Raw genomic sequence first — 14876 nt, 5'->3', positions numbered from 1 at the left:
CGGCAGCATCTTCAACACTCATCTGTGCGGTGTAGGTATACGGCATCATCACTGCTTGTACACGATCCGCACCTAAGGCATCAACAGCGATTGCCAAAGTCAATGCTGAATCAATACCGCCAGAAAGCCCAAGTACCACACCTGGAAAGCCTGAATTATTGACATAATCACGAACAGCCATGACCAAAAGCTGATAAATCTCAGGAATGGTATCTAATGCAGGCTCAAATTTTTGCTGTAGATAGTGTTTTTTCTCAGCGTCAAAGTCAACTATGAGCAAATCGGATTCGGTGAGTTTGGCACGTGCCGCCACATCACCATTTTGATTAATGACTGTTGAAGCACCGTCAAAAATCAAATCATCCTGCCCGCCGACTTGGTTGACATAAACGATGCATAGATCATTTTCGGCAGCAAGTTTGCTGACCAATTGTTGACGTTGTTGAGGTTTACCAGCTTCATATGGTGAAGCATTAAGTACCAAGATCGTTTCAGCACCGAGTGATTTGAGTTGCTTGGTGTTTTTCTCAACCCAAATATCTTCGCAGATGAGAACGCCGAATTTGTGACCTTGATGTTCAAAGATCAGATATTGATGACCGATTTCAAAATATCGTTGTTCATCGAATACGCTATAGTTCGGCAAATTCTGTTTGTGATAGCGACCGATGATTTGACCATGATGTAACAAGGCCGCAGCGTTGTAGCGCTTACCTTCTTCATCAACATGCACATAGCCAACAACGATCAAAATATTATTCGCCTGAGCAAGATGCATTAGACCTTGTTCGATACGTCCTGCTAAACTTGGGCGCAGTAATAAATCTTCAGGCGGATAGCCGATCAAAGCAAGTTCAGGGAAAACTATGATGTTTGCACCTTGCTCGGCAGCTTGACGTGCTTGTTGCAACATCTTTTCAGCATTTTGTTGAATATCACCGACCAGTGGAGAGAACTGGGCGAGAGCAATTTTAAAATTACGCATTCTAAAAAGTTTCCTATTTTTCAGGATGATTATTTGTGGTTTGGACAAATTTTCTTATCTTGTATTGTCCTAAAACCACCTTAGCAAAAAAATAAAACATGGTACTAAGCATATCTAAGTAAAATGGATACGCAAATAGTGTACAGTTTAATCATTAAAATGCATGCTATTGTATGAGAAAATTCACTGTAAATCCTAGTGTTTTAGGTGGTTTTTTGTTTAAACCAACTATCATTTCGAAAAAATAGCAAAACTTAAGTGGAATACAATTTTACGATGTCAACAATGTTTAGTCAGTGGTTTGTGAGTAAGCGACGAAAACTTACTGCTGGTGAAATTGATTTTGCCAAAACGATTTTTGGCAATCACATAGATTATGCAAAGGTAGAGATCGTCGTGCATCGTTTGGTGATGCCACATTATGCAATTAGCCCAAATGGTCATATTTATTTTAATCGCCAGGACTGGAAAGCTGATTTTTCACAGGAAAGTCTTGAGCTGCAATCTTGGTTGATTCATGAATTAACGCATGTATGGCAAGTGCAACAGGGCATTTCCGTCATCAAAAAAGCACTATTCGATCGTCGCTATCAATATGTGATCAAGCTTGGTAAATCATTTCTTAATTATGGTATTGAACAACAAGCACAAATGGTACAGGATTATTTTATGCGGATACACCGAGGAGAGGAGTGCGAATCACTTCGACAATGTATCCCTTTTTTACCAAGCTCCCCTAATATTAATTCGAAAAAATGAAAACTAAAGAAGCGCCAAAAATCATTTTGAATGAGATTTGAGCATAAAAAAAGCGCCCTTATTGGACGCTTTTTTAATTCACTGTACAGCTATAACTTAGATGTCACGCTGCGCAGGACCAGTGTACAACTGACGTGGACGACCGATCTTGTATGGTGCAGAGTGCATTTCTAACCAGTGGCTGATCCAACCAACTGTACGTGCAAGTGCAAAGATTACGGTGAACATTTCTGTTGGAATACCGATGGCTTTCAAGATGATACCTGAATAGAAGTCAACGTTTGGATAAAGTTTACGTTCTGCGAAGTACGGATCGTTAAGTGCAATACGCTCAAGTTCCATCGCCAATTCAAGTTGTGGATCATTGATGCCAAGCGCTTCAAGTACTTCGTCACACGTTTGTTTCATGACTTTAGCACGTGGGTCAAAGTTTTTGTAAACGCGGTGACCGAAGCCCATCAATTTCACTTCTTTGCGTTTCACTTTTTCCATGAATTCCGCAACATTGTCTTTCGTGCCGATTTCATCAAGCATACGAAGCACAGCTTCGTTTGCACCACCGTGCGCAGGTCCCCAAAGTGCAGCAATACCAGAAGCGATACACGCATATGGGTTTGCACCAGTTGAACCGGCTAGACGTACAGTCGAAGTTGACGCATTTTGCTCATGGTCAGCATGCAAAGTAAAGATACGATCCATTGCTTTAGCAAGCACAGGATTTACCTTGTAGTCTTTATCAGCAGGGGTAGAGAACATCATGTATAGGAAGTTCTCAGCGTAGTTCAAGTCATTGTTTGGATAAACAAATGGTTGACCAATCGTATATTTGTAGCTCCACGCTGCCAAAGTTGGAATTTTAGCAACAAGGCGTACCGCTGTAATATCACGGTGGTCGATATTTTCGATATCCAAGCTGTTGTGATAGAACGCAGAAAGCGCACCAACAACACCAACCATAATCGCCATTGGATGTGCATCACGGCGGAAACCATTGAAGAAACGGCTAACTTGGTCGTGAACCATCGTGTGGTTACGGATTTTCTTTTCAAAAGATTGCTTTTGCTCAGCAGTTGGGAGTTCACCATTAAGCAAGAGATAGCAAGTATCTAGGTAATCAGCTTTAGTTGCCAATTGGTCAATTGGGTAACCACGGTGTAGGAGAACACCTTTGTCACCATCAATGTATGTAATTTTAGATTCGCAGGCTGAAGTTGCCATGAAACCAGGATCAAAAGTGAAATGACCTTCTTTCAAAATACCGCTTACATCAATGACATCGGGACCTAATGTACCGCTGTAAATTGGAAGTTCAATTTTTTTGCCATCAAGCTCTAATATGGCTTTTTTGCCAGTAGTTTCAGACATTCAAAATCTCTCCTGTCCTGGTGAAAGTATAAAATCTGATCCGAAATGTGCGTTGTTATACAAAGTCAATCAGACTGTTGCAAAAAACAGTATAAGCTTAGTGAGTGTTCACATTTTGTCAATTCTCAATACATAGAAAATATGACAATTTCATCTCAAAAATGGTTATTTTGTCTAAAAAAAACACAAATAAGAGCGTACTTGAACAGATTAGTCACTTCGCTTGCTTACTTTTTTGGGTGCTGTTTGTACATTTGCAGTAGGTAAGCTTACTGCAAAATGCCAAGAATTGATTCAAACAATTGTAAGGAGATTTATCCTGATTAAAAGCTACTGATCAATATAAAAGCATAAAACAAACAAGTTTATACCGAAAAAGTAGCACATTAAAACATTCAACTTTTGTCTAGGGTATATGTATTTTGAAATGTGCAAATTTAGCCATAAAATGTGGAATTTAATGCAATTTATAATAATGAAAATAATTCTCAATACGGTAATTTTAAACAAGTTTTTCGTTTGTTCGTTTGTATTTTTATGTCCTGCGTTCTATAATTCCCTGTCGTTTAGATGTGGCAAGCTTTGCCTTAAAAATGCCAGCTTTCCTTTGGAATTACTTCAACTAACTCCACTTTTGTAATTGAATTATTAATGTGGGGTGTTTACTTACAGGATGCCCGCTGTGAAAAGCAACAGACCTGTCAATTTGTCCATGGGTCAAGTTTTAGCTGTAAACTTAAAATCACCCGTGGCTATTGCATCAATTTTACACCGTCTATCAGGTGTCATCGTATTTTTACTGGTACCAGTTCTACTTTGGATCTTGGATAAATCACTTTCATCCCCAGAAGGATTTGACTACGTGAAGAATGTTGTTTTCGGCAACATCTTTGTACGTTTGATTGTATGGGTGTTTGCTGCAGGTCTAATTTTTCACTTTATCGCTGGCGTTAAGCATTTGCTTGCCGATCTTGGCGTGGCTGAAGAGCTAAAAAGTGGTCGTATTGCAGCGACAATCGCTTTAATTTTGTCTGTGATTGGAATTCTCGCAGCATTTGTATGGATTGTGATCTAATATGAAAAGTGCTACAGGTTTAACAGGCTCAGGCTCTCGAGATTGGTTTATCCAACGTGTGAGTGCCGTAATTTTGGCAATCTATACGGTTGTGATGTTTGGTTGGATTCTCTGCAATGGCGGATTCAGCTATGAGCAATGGTCTGGATTTATGATGACACTGCCGATGAAGATTTTATCTTTATTGTCGATTTTGGCATTGGTTGCTCATGCTTGGATCGGGATGTGGCAGGTTTTTACGGACTATGTCACGACTCGTCAAATGGGTCCATCTGCATCAGGTTTACGCCTCGTATTGACGTCTGCAGTGATTATTGCAGTATTTGTATATGCGATCTGGGGTATCCAGATTTTCTGGGCGAATTGATAGGAAGAGATCATGGGCGCAAATACCCCTAAAATAGATTATTCAAATATTCAAACACTATCTTTCGATGCAGTCATCGTTGGTGGTGGTGGTTCTGGTATGCGTGCTTCTTATCAGCTTGCTCAAGCAGGTTTGAAAGTTGCCGTTTTGACCAAAGTTTTCCCAACACGTTCACATACAGTCGCCGCTCAGGGTGGTATCGGTGCATCTCTTGGTAATATGCAAGAAGATAATTGGCACTATCACTTCTATGACACGGTCAAAGGTTCTGACTGGTTAGGTGACCAAGATGCGATCGAGTTTATGTGTCGTGAAGCACCGCATGTTGTGTATGAGTTAGAGCATCTTGGTATGCCTTTTGACCGTAATGAAGATGGCACGATTTATCAACGTCCATTCGGTGGTCACTCTGCAAACTATGGTGAAAAAGCTGTACCACGTGCATGTGCTGCAGCCGACCGTACAGGTCACGCACTTCTTCATACGCTATATCAAAGCAATGTGAAAATGGGTACACAATTCTTCGTTGAATGGATCGCACTTGATTTGATCCGTAATGAAGATGGTGATGTACTTGGTGTGACTGCGTACGATCAAGAAACTGGTAATATTGCGGTATTCCAAGCCAAAGCAACATTGTTTGCAACTGGTGGTGCAGGTCGTGTATACCGTGCATCTACCAATGCCTATATCAATACGGGTGACGGTCTAGGTATGGCTGCACGTGCAGGTATTCCATTGCAAGATATGGAATTCTGGCAGTTCCACCCGACAGGTGTAGCAGGCGCAGGCGTACTGTTGACAGAAGGTTGTCGTGGTGAGGGTGGTGTACTTCGTAATGACTCTGGTGAGCCGTTCATGGAGCGTTATGCACCGACACTGAAAGACTTGGCGCCACGTGACTTCGTATCACGTTCTATGGACCAAGAGATCAAAGAAGGTCGTGGTTGTGGTCCAAATAAAGACTACATCTTGCTTGATTTGACGCACTTGGGCGCAGATACCATCATGAAGCGTCTACCATCTGTATTTGAGATTGGTAAAAAATTCGCAAACGTGGACTGTACTAAAGAGCCAATCCCTGTTGTACCAACCATTCACTATCAAATGGGTGGTATTCCGACCAATAAACACGGTCAAGTGGTTGTGCCTCATGGTGTTGAAGAGGGTGAATTCTCTGCACACTATAATAAAGAAACCAAAGAATATACTTACAAAGGTACACGTGATTACGTGAAACCTGTAAAAGGTCTTTATGCGATCGGTGAGTGTTCTTGTGTATCTGTACATGGTGCAAACCGTCTAGGTACCAACTCATTGCTTGACCTTGTGGTATTTGGTAAAGCTGCGGGTGAAACCATCATTGAATACGTGACTAAGCATCACGGTGATGAGTATACGCCACTGCCTAATGATGTTTTAGAACAAACTTTGGCACGTGTACGTAAGCTAGATGAGTCAACTGAAGGTGAAAATGCACAAGAAGTTGCCGATGCGATTCGTAAAATCGTTCAAGAACATGCTGGTGTATTCCGTACCCAAGCCTTGCTAGATGAAGGTGTGCGTCAGATTCTTGCGCTAGAATCTCGTGTTCGCAACATCCATTTGAAAGACAAATCAAAAGTATTTAACACAGCACGTGTCGAAGCTTTAGAAGTTGAAAACTTGTATGAAGTGGCGAAAGCGACTTTGATCTCTGCTGCAGCTCGCAAAGAATGTCGTGGTGCACATACAGTGGTTGACTATGAACTTCCTGCTGATCACCCAGACTATTCTTATGGTCGTCGTGATGATGAGTGGATGAAGCATACTTTATGGTATTCGTCTGACAATCGTCTAGAGTACAAGCCAGTTCGTTTTACCCCATTGTCGGTTGAAGCGATTGAACCTAAGCCACGTACATTCTAATTGGGAGAATTCAGATGAGTAGAGGTACACGTACATTTCATATCTACCGCTATGATCCTGATAAGGATAAAGCACCATACATGCAAACCTTTAAGCTTGAGCTTTTAGATAGTCACCGTATGTTGCTTGACGCCTTGTTGGCGCTGAAAGTACAAGATGAAACTTTGACTTTCCGCCGTTCATGCCGTGAAGGGATTTGTGGTTCTGATGGTGTCAATATCAATGGTAAAAATGGTTTGGCTTGTCTTTGGAACTTGAATGATCTACCAAATGAGATCACGATTCGTCCATTGCCAGGTTTGCCAGTGGTCAAAGATCTTGTTGTGGATATGAATCAGTTCTACGATCAATACAACAAAATTCAGCCATTCTTGATCAATGATCAACCTGCACCACCGAAAGAGCGTCTACAATCTCAAGCAGATCGTGAGCATCTTGATGGTCTATACGAATGTATTCTTTGTGCATGTTGTTCAACAGCTTGCCCATCGTTCTGGTGGAATCCTGACAAGTTCTTAGGTCCTTCGGCATTGTTGAATGCGTACCGCTTTATCATTGACTCTCGTGATACAGCGACTCAAGATCGTTTGTCACGTCTTGATGATCCATTCAGCTTGTTCCGTTGTAAGGGCATCATGAACTGCGTGTCAGTCTGTCCTAAAGGCTTGAATCCAACTAAAGCGATCGGTCATATCCGTAGCATGTTGCTTGATCAAGCAGGTTAAGATTGTAATTAATATCTTAAAAACGCATCTTCGGATGCGTTTTTTTTGTTTTGAGATAGTCTTAATGTGAATTTCTGTGAGCTGTGTGGTATGAAAGATCAAAGCGAAAAGGTTGAAAATGCCAATCGCAAGGCGCAATATATTTATTAACTTAATGAAATTTCTGTAAAAAGTTTATCATTTTAAAATTTAAGCTAGAATTAGAAGCTTAAAAACCAATTATTTTGCACATTCTTGTCTAGATTTAACCGATGTAAAACATCATTTCCGTCATCCTCATTTTTCTTTCTCTGTGACAAAATGATTGCTGAAAGATTAAAGCAAAATGGAAGTATTGATGAGTATTCGTATCACAGGGACTGGAGTGTATACACCAAAAGATCAGATCAGTAATGAGGAGTTGGTCGAAAGCCTGAATACTTATGTCGCACGATATAATCAGCAATATGCAGTCGAGATAGCGCAGGGAACAAAAAAAGAATTATTGCCCTCGACTGTGGAGTTTATTGAAAAAGCATCAGGGATAAAATTTCGTTATGTGGTCGAAAAGTCAGGCATTTTAGATATTGATCGTATGATGCCAGTGCTAACTGAACGTGACAATGAAGAACTTTCATTGCAAGCAGAAATGGGCGTTGAAGCAGCAAAACAAGCCATGAAAAATGCCAATATCTCAGCTGATGAGATAGATGTGGTGATCTTTGCAAGTTTGAGTATTCAACGTGCTTATCCTGCGATCGCCATCGAAATTCAAAATGCTTTAGGGATCAAAGGCTATGCTTTTGATATGAATGTTGCCTGTGCATCGGCGACTTTTGCGATCAAGCAAGCCGTTGATGCGTTGAAAAATGGCTCAAAAGCTGTGCTTATGGTCAATGTTGAAGTGATGTCAGGGCAGGTGGATTTTAGTGCGAGAGATAGCCATTTTATCTTTGGCGATGTGGCAACAGCAGCGATCATTGAGCAGACAACGCATAAGAGTGGCTTTGAGGTTTTAGATTGTTATTTAGAAACGATATATTCCAATAATATTCGCAATAATTTTGGTTATTTAAATGTTAGTGAAGATGCGGTACGCGATGATCGTGTTTTCCGCCAAGATGGTCGTAAAGTCTTTAAAGATGTTGTGCCAATGGTTGCAGATCGTATTGCAATGCAATTGCAACGTCATGGTTTGTCGGTAGATCAAATCAAGCGCTTTTGGTTACATCAAGCCAATATTAATATGAATAACTTGATGCTGAAAATGCTCGCAGGAAAAGCCGTTGATCCTGCACGAATGCCCATGGTATTGGCTGAATATGCCAATACCTCATCTGCAGGAGTGATCATTGCCATGCACCAAAGTGCCAGTCAAGTGGATGTCGGCGAGTATGCACTATTAAGTTCGTTCGGTGCTGGTTATGCGATGGGTTCTGTGATTGTTAAAAAAGTATAGAAAAACCTTGCAGTAGCAAGGTTTATTCGTGGTTTACTGCAATGAGTCTTTCTAGCGAGTAGGCATGTAGTTTTATGGTTTTAGTTTAGCTCGCAATATAATTCTGCAATTGCTCGATCAATGATTGCTGATCTTGAATAATACCTTTGACCAAATCACCAATAGATACCAAACCGATCAATTGCTCATTTTCAACGACAGGTAAATGACGCAAATGTCGATCGGTCATCAGATTTAAGCATTCTTGGACAGTATTTTTACGCTCAATAGTCAGTACTTTGCTTGTCATGATATCTGCTACGCAGGTGTCATAGGATGAGCGCTCCATTAAGGCGACTTTACGTGCATAGTCACGTTCGGACACGATGCCGACTACACGATCTTGTTCGGTAACGATTAATGCGCCAATGCCTTTGTCTGCCATCAGGCTAATCGCCTCTAATACAGTGGCTTCGGGAGTAATGGTAAAAGTGACGTGTTGTGGTTTACTTTGTAAGATGTGTTCTACGGTAAGCATGATCCTGCAATCCCTCATTTAATGTCTTGTTATGACATAGCTATAACGTAATTTGGGAAACTTGCAAAGCAATTAATTATGAAAATTTATTTCTGTAGAGAAGTATTTTGAGAACAATCTGAATTTGTAGACAATAAAAAAGTGAGCGATATGCTCACTTTTTAATGTTCTTGACTCAAAGCCAAGCTATCAAAGCGATTAGTGGTGATGACCACCTTCGCCATGAACATGACCGTGATCAAGTTCTTCTTGAGTCGCTACACGTACTTCGACGATTTCAACATCAAAAGTCAAATCTTGACCTGCAAGCGGGTGATTACCATCAATGATTACAACGTCATCTTCTACTGATTTTACGACAACGAATTGTACGCCACCATCTTGAGCTTGCGCTTGGAACTGCATACCAGGCTCGACATTGTCTACGCCTTGGAACATTTCACGTGGTACTTCTTGAACCATCTCTGCAACGTATTCACCGTAGCCTTCAGCTGCAGGTACGTTTACAACAAGTTTTTCCCCAGCACTTTTACCTGTAAGCGCATTTTCTAGACCTGGAATAATGTTGCCAGCGCCATGAAGATAAGCAAGGGGATGGGCAGCGTCTGATTGATCTAGTACTTGACCTTCACCATTGGTTAGTGTGTAGCTGAATTTTACTACGTGGTCATTTGCAATAACTGTCATTGTCGGTCTATCCGCTTGTTAAGTTGTAAAGCTCATCATTTTAAAGCCTTAAATGTAAAAAGGCGAAGAAATTTACATAAAAAATCAAGATTTGTGCAAGGAAGTGTAAAAAAACACCAAAATGGTTTGGTGCTTTTCAATGGGTTGGAATGTTTAAGCTTGCGTTTAGTGCAATTTCACCAATGGTGCAGTGCCTTTGCCAAACAAGTCACGTGCAGTCAACAAGCCTGCTTTGGTATAGCCATAAATCGCTGCTTGATGGACACGATACAGCGAGTGGTACATGGTTTTTGCGACCAAACCTTCGACATGAATGCTACCCAACAATTCACCTACAGCAGTGTTTTGTGTCAATGAGACCAATGAACCTTTGTCATTGAACTGGAACATTGGTAACTGACGACCATGGACTTTGGCAATGATCGCATCGACGAGGAAAGCTGCTTGTTGACTGGCAACTTGCGCACGTGGTGCAAGTACAGGTTTATTGGCAAGTGGTTGACAATGCGCACAGTCACCAAAGGCAAAAATACTTGAATCATCAATGCTTTGTAATGTGGCATAAACTTTGATACGACCGATACGATCGAGGCTAACACCGAAGTTTTGTGTCACTGCAGGCGCTTTAATCCCTGCTGCCCAAACTTTCAGATTGGCATCGAATACCATACCGTCATGGCAGTAAACATGATCTGCATCAATCTTTTTCACACGATGCTTAGTGAGCACTTCAATGCCATATTTTTGCAATTGTTTCAGCGCACCATCTGCAACTTTTTCAGAAAGTGCAGGGAGGATACGATCGGCCGCTTCGATGACGTTGATCTTTACTTTATTTGGATCAATTCCATCTAAGCCATAGCGGTGGAAATCTTGTGCTGCTTGGTGTAATTCCGCAGCCAGTTCGACACCAGTCGCACCTGCACCAATGATGGTAATGTTGAGTGGCTTCTCACGTGGCATTGCATGTGCTTGCAAGTACAAGTTCAACAAATCACGTTGGAAAGCATCAGCTTGGGCACGATTGTCTAAGAAATGACAATGTTCTTTTGCGCCTGCAGTGCCAAAGTCATTTGAAGTTGAACCGATCGAAAGCACTAAAGTGTCATAGCTAATACGACGCTCATCAGCCAGTTTCATATTGCCTTGCGTCAGTGGTGCAAGGACGATCTCTTTACGGTCACGGTCAACAGATTGCAAATAGCCAAGTTGAAATTTGTAATGATTTTTCTTGGCATGTGCAAAATAATTCACTTCTTCATTGGCAGGATTGAGCGTCCCTGCAGCGATTTCATGAAGTAATGGTTTCCAAATATGGGTAAGGTTTGCATCAACCAAAGTGATTTGAATACGCTTTTTGCGACCAATGCGTTGTCCGAGTTGCGTTGCAAGCTCTAAACCGCCTGCGCCACCACCGACGATGACAATACGATGTTTTTCAGCCATTGTTATAGCTCCGAGAGAGTTAAAAATTCGAATAAAAAAGTAAATTCAGAGAGATTGAATCCCGACAGTATTAGGGTCTGTTGACATTTCACAGATGCTTGCGACTGCGGATGTTTTTTAGGCGGTACAAGGCAGGAATGAGGAAGTTTAGTTATTCTAAATGACTCTTTCCTAACGACGTAGCGTCAAAAAACATCCTTGACCTGAAAGGTTATCGCTAAAACTGCCATAAACTTCGTTATGAAACTTGGCAAGGGAGTGCCATTCCCTTCGTTTCATGCCTCGTTTCTGTAGTTTTAGCTGATAACGCAATGCATGGTTGAAATGTCAACAGACCCTAGGATTAAAAATTAACTCATAATGGCATGGAACGTAGCGATTGTCATTTACTGATTGGTCAGTATTTTGATGTGAAAATTGCCAACCTTTTCACACATGACAAATCGCTAGAAGAAGTATTCATTTACTTGTTCTGTATTGGAATTATTCAGTATTTTAAAGTGATTCAATTATGGCAATTGGATTGGGTAGGTGACTGCTTTCGGTATATCTGTTTGCCATGCAGAAAATAAATTTTCAAACCAAGTTAAAAGTTTTTGCCACCATGTTGCCTCTTCGATCTCGACCATTTCCGTGACAGGAATATCCTGAATCGTCTGTCCAAATTGTTGCACTTCGATATTTGCAAGTGCGAGGGCTTGACTCGAAATTGGTGCATTGAGGTGAGGTTGTAACAGCTTAATTTGATAATTGAGTTGCTGTGGTGTATTCATCGGCTCTAGGGTGGATTGACCAATATGGTCAGTCCCAAGATGTGTTAAATGATGCTGATTAATCGTATCTTGATCAACGATGAAACGAAGCGCACTATTATTAAACTGGCGTAAGTCCAATGTAATTGCGGATTGCTCAAGCAAACTCAGTGTATGTGCATTAGATGCAGGCATTTTGACTGGATAATTGGTGACGACACCATTACTCACTGGAATATCAGCAATGATACGATTTAAGCCTAAATTTGCTTTTGTTGGAATGGTGGTTTCTAGTGTGCGATTTTGCGTATAGATAAATCCTGCATTGAGCAATTTATACGCTTCATCTGCACGTGCCTGTTTTGATGGCGTGCCCATCACCACGACGACTAAGCGACGATCAAGTAAATTGTTCATATCTTTGCGTTGTGCTGTGAGTGCCAAGTTGTAGCCAGCAGCTTTGGTATAGCCAGTTTTTAAACCATCAACACTCAGGTCTTTTTTCAGCAGAATATTGGTGGCTTCATGATAAATATCTTTGTAGCGAAACTCGGGTTGTTTGGAATATTGCAAAAACTCAGGCGTATCATTAACAATCGCCGAAGACAAGATCGCCATATCATGCGCAGAGGACAAATGATCTTGCATGGTAATGCCTGATGGATTGCTAAAATGAGTGTGTTGCATCCCAAGCTGATTTGCCATGACATTCATCTGATCGAGAAAGCTTGTTACATCACCTGCGATCAATGAGGCAAGGGTAAGTGCTGCATCATTCGCCGACATGATAATCAAACCTGCCAAAAGCTCATGTACACTAATCTGCTGATTTGGCTCCAGTTTGAGTTGTGATTCATCCCATTGCACGGTATTAACGATTTCAGGGACGGTGACTTGTTGATTGAGCTGAATTTGCCCATTTTCAATGGCTTTTAAAGTCAGATAAGCAACCATCATCTTAGTCAATGATGCAGGTGCTCGTGGTACATCGGCATTGTGCTGTGCAATGATTTGTTTGGATTGTGGATCGTAAATCATCCATGCTTCTGCATTGACGGTTTTAGGATCAATATTAAGAATATCTGCCCAAGCAAATTGGCTAAATTGTGCGCTAAACACAATAGTCGTGATTTGAAGCAATTTACCCCACCGACTGTGTTGTTTGTGCTGATTTGGATTTTCTATTTCCACCTTCTTATTATTTTTTAAATGAAAGCGATGCGAAAGCGTAAAAATAGAATCAGTAAACACGAAACAATCCAGAGTATTGAGGATAAAAATATGCGCCCAATCCTAGCCCTTTTTGATAGATAGAGCTAGTGATTCTTTATAATTATTGAATAGGCATAGTACAAATATTCATTATCTGAAAAAGATGAAAAGGAAAAGTGAGGCTTATTCCGCCACACGTTTGCGTAAATAATGCACCTCGTCAATCAAATCAAGCATGAGTGCAACCGCAGTTAAACTGGCATTAAAATCACGTTGCAAACGAAAAGCGCGTCGGGCACGAAGCAAATCTTCGCCAAGATAACGATGCTGTCGTGGGCTGACATTGACTGATTGTAGAATGTCATGTTCAAACAGTGCCAAAACCCAGCCGTCGTTTTGACCGCAAGCCTGCACGAACTGATGAAAGTCTAAAGCCTGATCGTGTTCAACGATCTCGCAATCACAAGTTTCTAAGATATGAATGTCTTGAATTTGAATATTTGCCATGGTTCACCTCAAATTTCTAAATAACTTCTCTAAATATCAATCAGTTTAAGCTCTCGGCTGAAAGTCTTTAAAGGCTTCAGCAAAGGCTTGATAGGCTTCACGTTGTGCATCTGTGATGGCTTCAGGTGTAACTATATTTAGAATTAAATATAAGTTGCCCGCACCTTGTGCATTCGGAATACCTTTGTCTTTTAAACGTAGCTTTTGTCCATTTCGAGCATCTTTGGGAATACCGATTTGAATCCGTCCAGCAGGCGTATTCACTTCAATTTTTTCTCCAAGCGCTGCTTCCCACGGTGTAATATCTACCGTGCTATACACATCCGCACCTTCAACATATTTGCGCTGGTCTTCTTGGTAGCTGATTTCGATATAGAGGTCGCCATTCTTGCCACCATTCACGCCAGCCTGTCCTTGACCAGAGAGGCGGATTTGTTGACCTTCTTTCATGCCCTTTGGGATTTTGACATTCAAAGTTTTGCGCTGAATTTCAGGTTGACCTTGTGCATTGAACCCTTGAATCTGCAAACTGATTTGTTGTGTTGAACCAGTATAAGCAACCTCCAAAGGCACTTCGATTTTGGCATGTTGATCTTCACCTTGAAAATTAGTTTGCTGACGACGACCGCCACCAAAGCCTGCACCAAAGCGACCAAAAATATCTTCAAAGCCTGAAAATTGCTCTGCGCCACCGCCATCATTGCCATTAAAATCATAGTAGTAGGACTGACCGTCCGCACCACGGAAGCCATTCGCTCCTGCAAAGTCTGAATAAGCGTTTTGGTTAAAGCCGTTTTGACCAAAACCACCTTGTCCAAATCCATGCGAATTATCGAGCATCTGATCATATTCAGTCCGTTTTTCGGCATTGCTCAGCGTATCGTAGGCAACATTAATCGCCTGCATTTTTGCTTCGGCATCGGCTTCTTTGCTGACATCAGGATGGTATTTACGAGCGAGTTTGCGATAGCTTTTTTTGATCTCATCCGCAGTCGCAGAACGCTCTACACCGAGGGCTTGATAGTAGTTTTCTGTCATCTATAGGGTTCTCTTAAATTATTATCTGTTGCTGCAGTATATCGGGATGTTTACTTATTTTTAAAGCGAAATTTTTAGAGAAAAAGAATTTCTAC

14 protein-coding genes are annotated in these 14876 nt (G+C 41.2%); 6 read left to right on the top strand and 8 right to left on the bottom strand.

Features of this window, described 5'->3' with window-relative positions; translation table 11 throughout:
* On the bottom strand, positions 1 to 985 hold a 985-nt coding region (locus ACE3PQ_RS09635), incomplete at its 3' end, for a nitrilase-related carbon-nitrogen hydrolase (protein ID WP_374297299.1).
* A gap of 285 nt (positions 986 to 1270) precedes the next feature.
* Here ACE3PQ_RS09635 and ACE3PQ_RS09630 point away from each other — a divergent pair.
* On the top strand, positions 1271 to 1744 hold the full coding sequence (locus ACE3PQ_RS09630) for a type IV secretion protein Rhs (RefSeq protein ID WP_374297305.1): 474 nt from the start codon (positions 1271 to 1273) through the stop codon (positions 1742 to 1744).
* 96 nt (positions 1745 to 1840) lie between these two features.
* On the opposite strand, the gene gltA is transcribed toward ACE3PQ_RS09630, so the two are convergent.
* Positions 1841 to 3109, bottom strand: a complete 1269-nt coding sequence (gltA, locus tag ACE3PQ_RS09625) for a citrate synthase (RefSeq protein WP_374297297.1) — start codon at positions 3107 to 3109, stop codon at positions 1841 to 1843.
* A gap of 673 nt (positions 3110 to 3782) precedes the next feature.
* On the opposite strand from gltA, the gene sdhC reads away from it, so the two are divergent.
* From sdhC to ACE3PQ_RS09600, 5 genes are all read left to right on the top strand, one after another.
* Positions 3783 to 4184, top strand: coding sequence for a succinate dehydrogenase, cytochrome b556 subunit (sdhC, locus tag ACE3PQ_RS09620; protein ID WP_241572776.1), 402 nt, complete (start codon positions 3783 to 3785; stop codon positions 4182 to 4184).
* 1 nt (position 4185) lies between these two features.
* Positions 4186 to 4551 (top strand): succinate dehydrogenase, hydrophobic membrane anchor protein, encoded by a 366-nt coding sequence (gene sdhD / locus ACE3PQ_RS09615; protein ID WP_298892120.1) that lies wholly within the window; start codon positions 4186 to 4188, stop codon positions 4549 to 4551.
* 12 nt (positions 4552 to 4563) lie between these two features.
* Positions 4564 to 6459: a succinate dehydrogenase flavoprotein subunit gene (gene sdhA, locus ACE3PQ_RS09610; RefSeq protein WP_374297293.1), complete on the top strand. Its 1896-nt coding sequence runs from the start codon at positions 4564 to 4566 to the stop codon at positions 6457 to 6459.
* A 14-nt stretch (positions 6460 to 6473) separates the two neighbouring features.
* A complete protein-coding gene (locus ACE3PQ_RS09605) occupies positions 6474 to 7184 on the top strand; it encodes a succinate dehydrogenase iron-sulfur subunit (RefSeq protein WP_298892118.1) in 711 nt (236 codons plus the stop codon).
* 337 nt (positions 7185 to 7521) lie between these two features.
* Complete coding sequence (locus ACE3PQ_RS09600) at positions 7522 to 8622, top strand: beta-ketoacyl-ACP synthase III (protein WP_374297291.1); 1101 nt, start codon at positions 7522 to 7524, stop codon at positions 8620 to 8622.
* An 85-nt stretch (positions 8623 to 8707) separates the two neighbouring features.
* On the opposite strand, the gene ACE3PQ_RS09595 is transcribed toward ACE3PQ_RS09600, so the two are convergent.
* The 6 genes from ACE3PQ_RS09595 to ACE3PQ_RS09570 form a co-directional block, all read right to left on the bottom strand.
* Positions 8708 to 9139 (bottom strand): CBS domain-containing protein, encoded by a 432-nt coding sequence (locus tag ACE3PQ_RS09595; protein WP_241572803.1) that lies wholly within the window; start codon positions 9137 to 9139, stop codon positions 8708 to 8710.
* 198 nt (positions 9140 to 9337) lie between these two features.
* Positions 9338 to 9826, bottom strand: a complete 489-nt coding sequence (locus tag ACE3PQ_RS09590) for a peptidylprolyl isomerase (RefSeq protein WP_298892115.1) — start codon at positions 9824 to 9826, stop codon at positions 9338 to 9340.
* Positions 9827 to 9991: 165 nt separating this feature from the next.
* Entirely contained in the window at positions 9992 to 11272 is a 1281-nt protein-coding gene (locus ACE3PQ_RS09585) for an NAD(P)/FAD-dependent oxidoreductase (RefSeq protein ID WP_374297287.1), read from the bottom strand.
* Positions 11273 to 11781: 509 nt separating this feature from the next.
* Complete coding sequence (locus ACE3PQ_RS09580; RefSeq protein ID WP_374297285.1) at positions 11782 to 13275, bottom strand: D-alanyl-D-alanine carboxypeptidase family protein; 1494 nt, start codon at positions 13273 to 13275, stop codon at positions 11782 to 11784.
* Between the two features lie 144 nt (positions 13276 to 13419).
* Positions 13420 to 13728, bottom strand: coding sequence for a chaperone modulator CbpM (locus ACE3PQ_RS09575; RefSeq protein ID WP_374297303.1), 309 nt, complete (start codon positions 13726 to 13728; stop codon positions 13420 to 13422).
* 60 nt (positions 13729 to 13788) lie between these two features.
* The gene (locus ACE3PQ_RS09570; protein ID WP_374297283.1) at positions 13789 to 14781 is read right to left on the bottom strand and encodes a DnaJ C-terminal domain-containing protein; all 993 of its coding nucleotides are present in this window, start codon (positions 14779 to 14781) and stop codon (positions 13789 to 13791) included.
* Positions 14782 to 14876: the final 95 nt, after the last annotated feature.

The sequence above is a fragment of the Acinetobacter sp. genome (assembly GCF_041911495.1).
In the GTDB taxonomy this organism is placed as follows: Bacteria; Pseudomonadota; Gammaproteobacteria; order Pseudomonadales; family Moraxellaceae; genus Acinetobacter.
The sequence above is the reverse complement of the archived record's forward strand: the minus strand, read 5'-3'. Positions and strand labels throughout refer to the sequence as shown.

Excerpts from the sequence above, each read along its gene's own strand:
- ACE3PQ_RS09630 (WP_374297305.1), top strand. The coding sequence starts at position 1,271 with ATGTTTAGTCAGTGGTTTGTGAGTAAGCGACGAAAACTTACTGCTGGT.
- gltA (WP_374297297.1), bottom strand. The coding sequence starts at position 3,109 with ATGTCTGAAACTACTGGCAAAAAAGCCATATTAGAGCTTGATGGCAAA.
- sdhC (WP_241572776.1), top strand. The coding sequence starts at position 3,783 with ATGCCCGCTGTGAAAAGCAACAGACCTGTCAATTTGTCCATGGGTCAA.
- sdhD (WP_298892120.1), top strand. The coding sequence starts at position 4,186 with ATGAAAAGTGCTACAGGTTTAACAGGCTCAGGCTCTCGAGATTGGTTT.
- sdhA (WP_374297293.1), top strand. The coding sequence starts at position 4,564 with ATGGGCGCAAATACCCCTAAAATAGATTATTCAAATATTCAAACACTA.
- ACE3PQ_RS09605 (WP_298892118.1), top strand. The coding sequence starts at position 6,474 with ATGAGTAGAGGTACACGTACATTTCATATCTACCGCTATGATCCTGAT.
- ACE3PQ_RS09600 (WP_374297291.1), top strand. The coding sequence starts at position 7,522 with ATGAGTATTCGTATCACAGGGACTGGAGTGTATACACCAAAAGATCAG.
- ACE3PQ_RS09595 (WP_241572803.1), bottom strand. The coding sequence starts at position 9,139 with ATGCTTACCGTAGAACACATCTTACAAAGTAAACCACAACACGTCACT.
- ACE3PQ_RS09590 (WP_298892115.1), bottom strand. The coding sequence starts at position 9,826 with ATGACAGTTATTGCAAATGACCACGTAGTAAAATTCAGCTACACACTA.
- ACE3PQ_RS09585 (WP_374297287.1), bottom strand. The coding sequence starts at position 11,272 with ATGGCTGAAAAACATCGTATTGTCATCGTCGGTGGTGGCGCAGGCGGT.
- ACE3PQ_RS09570 (WP_374297283.1), bottom strand. The coding sequence starts at position 14,781 with ATGACAGAAAACTACTATCAAGCCCTCGGTGTAGAGCGTTCTGCGACT.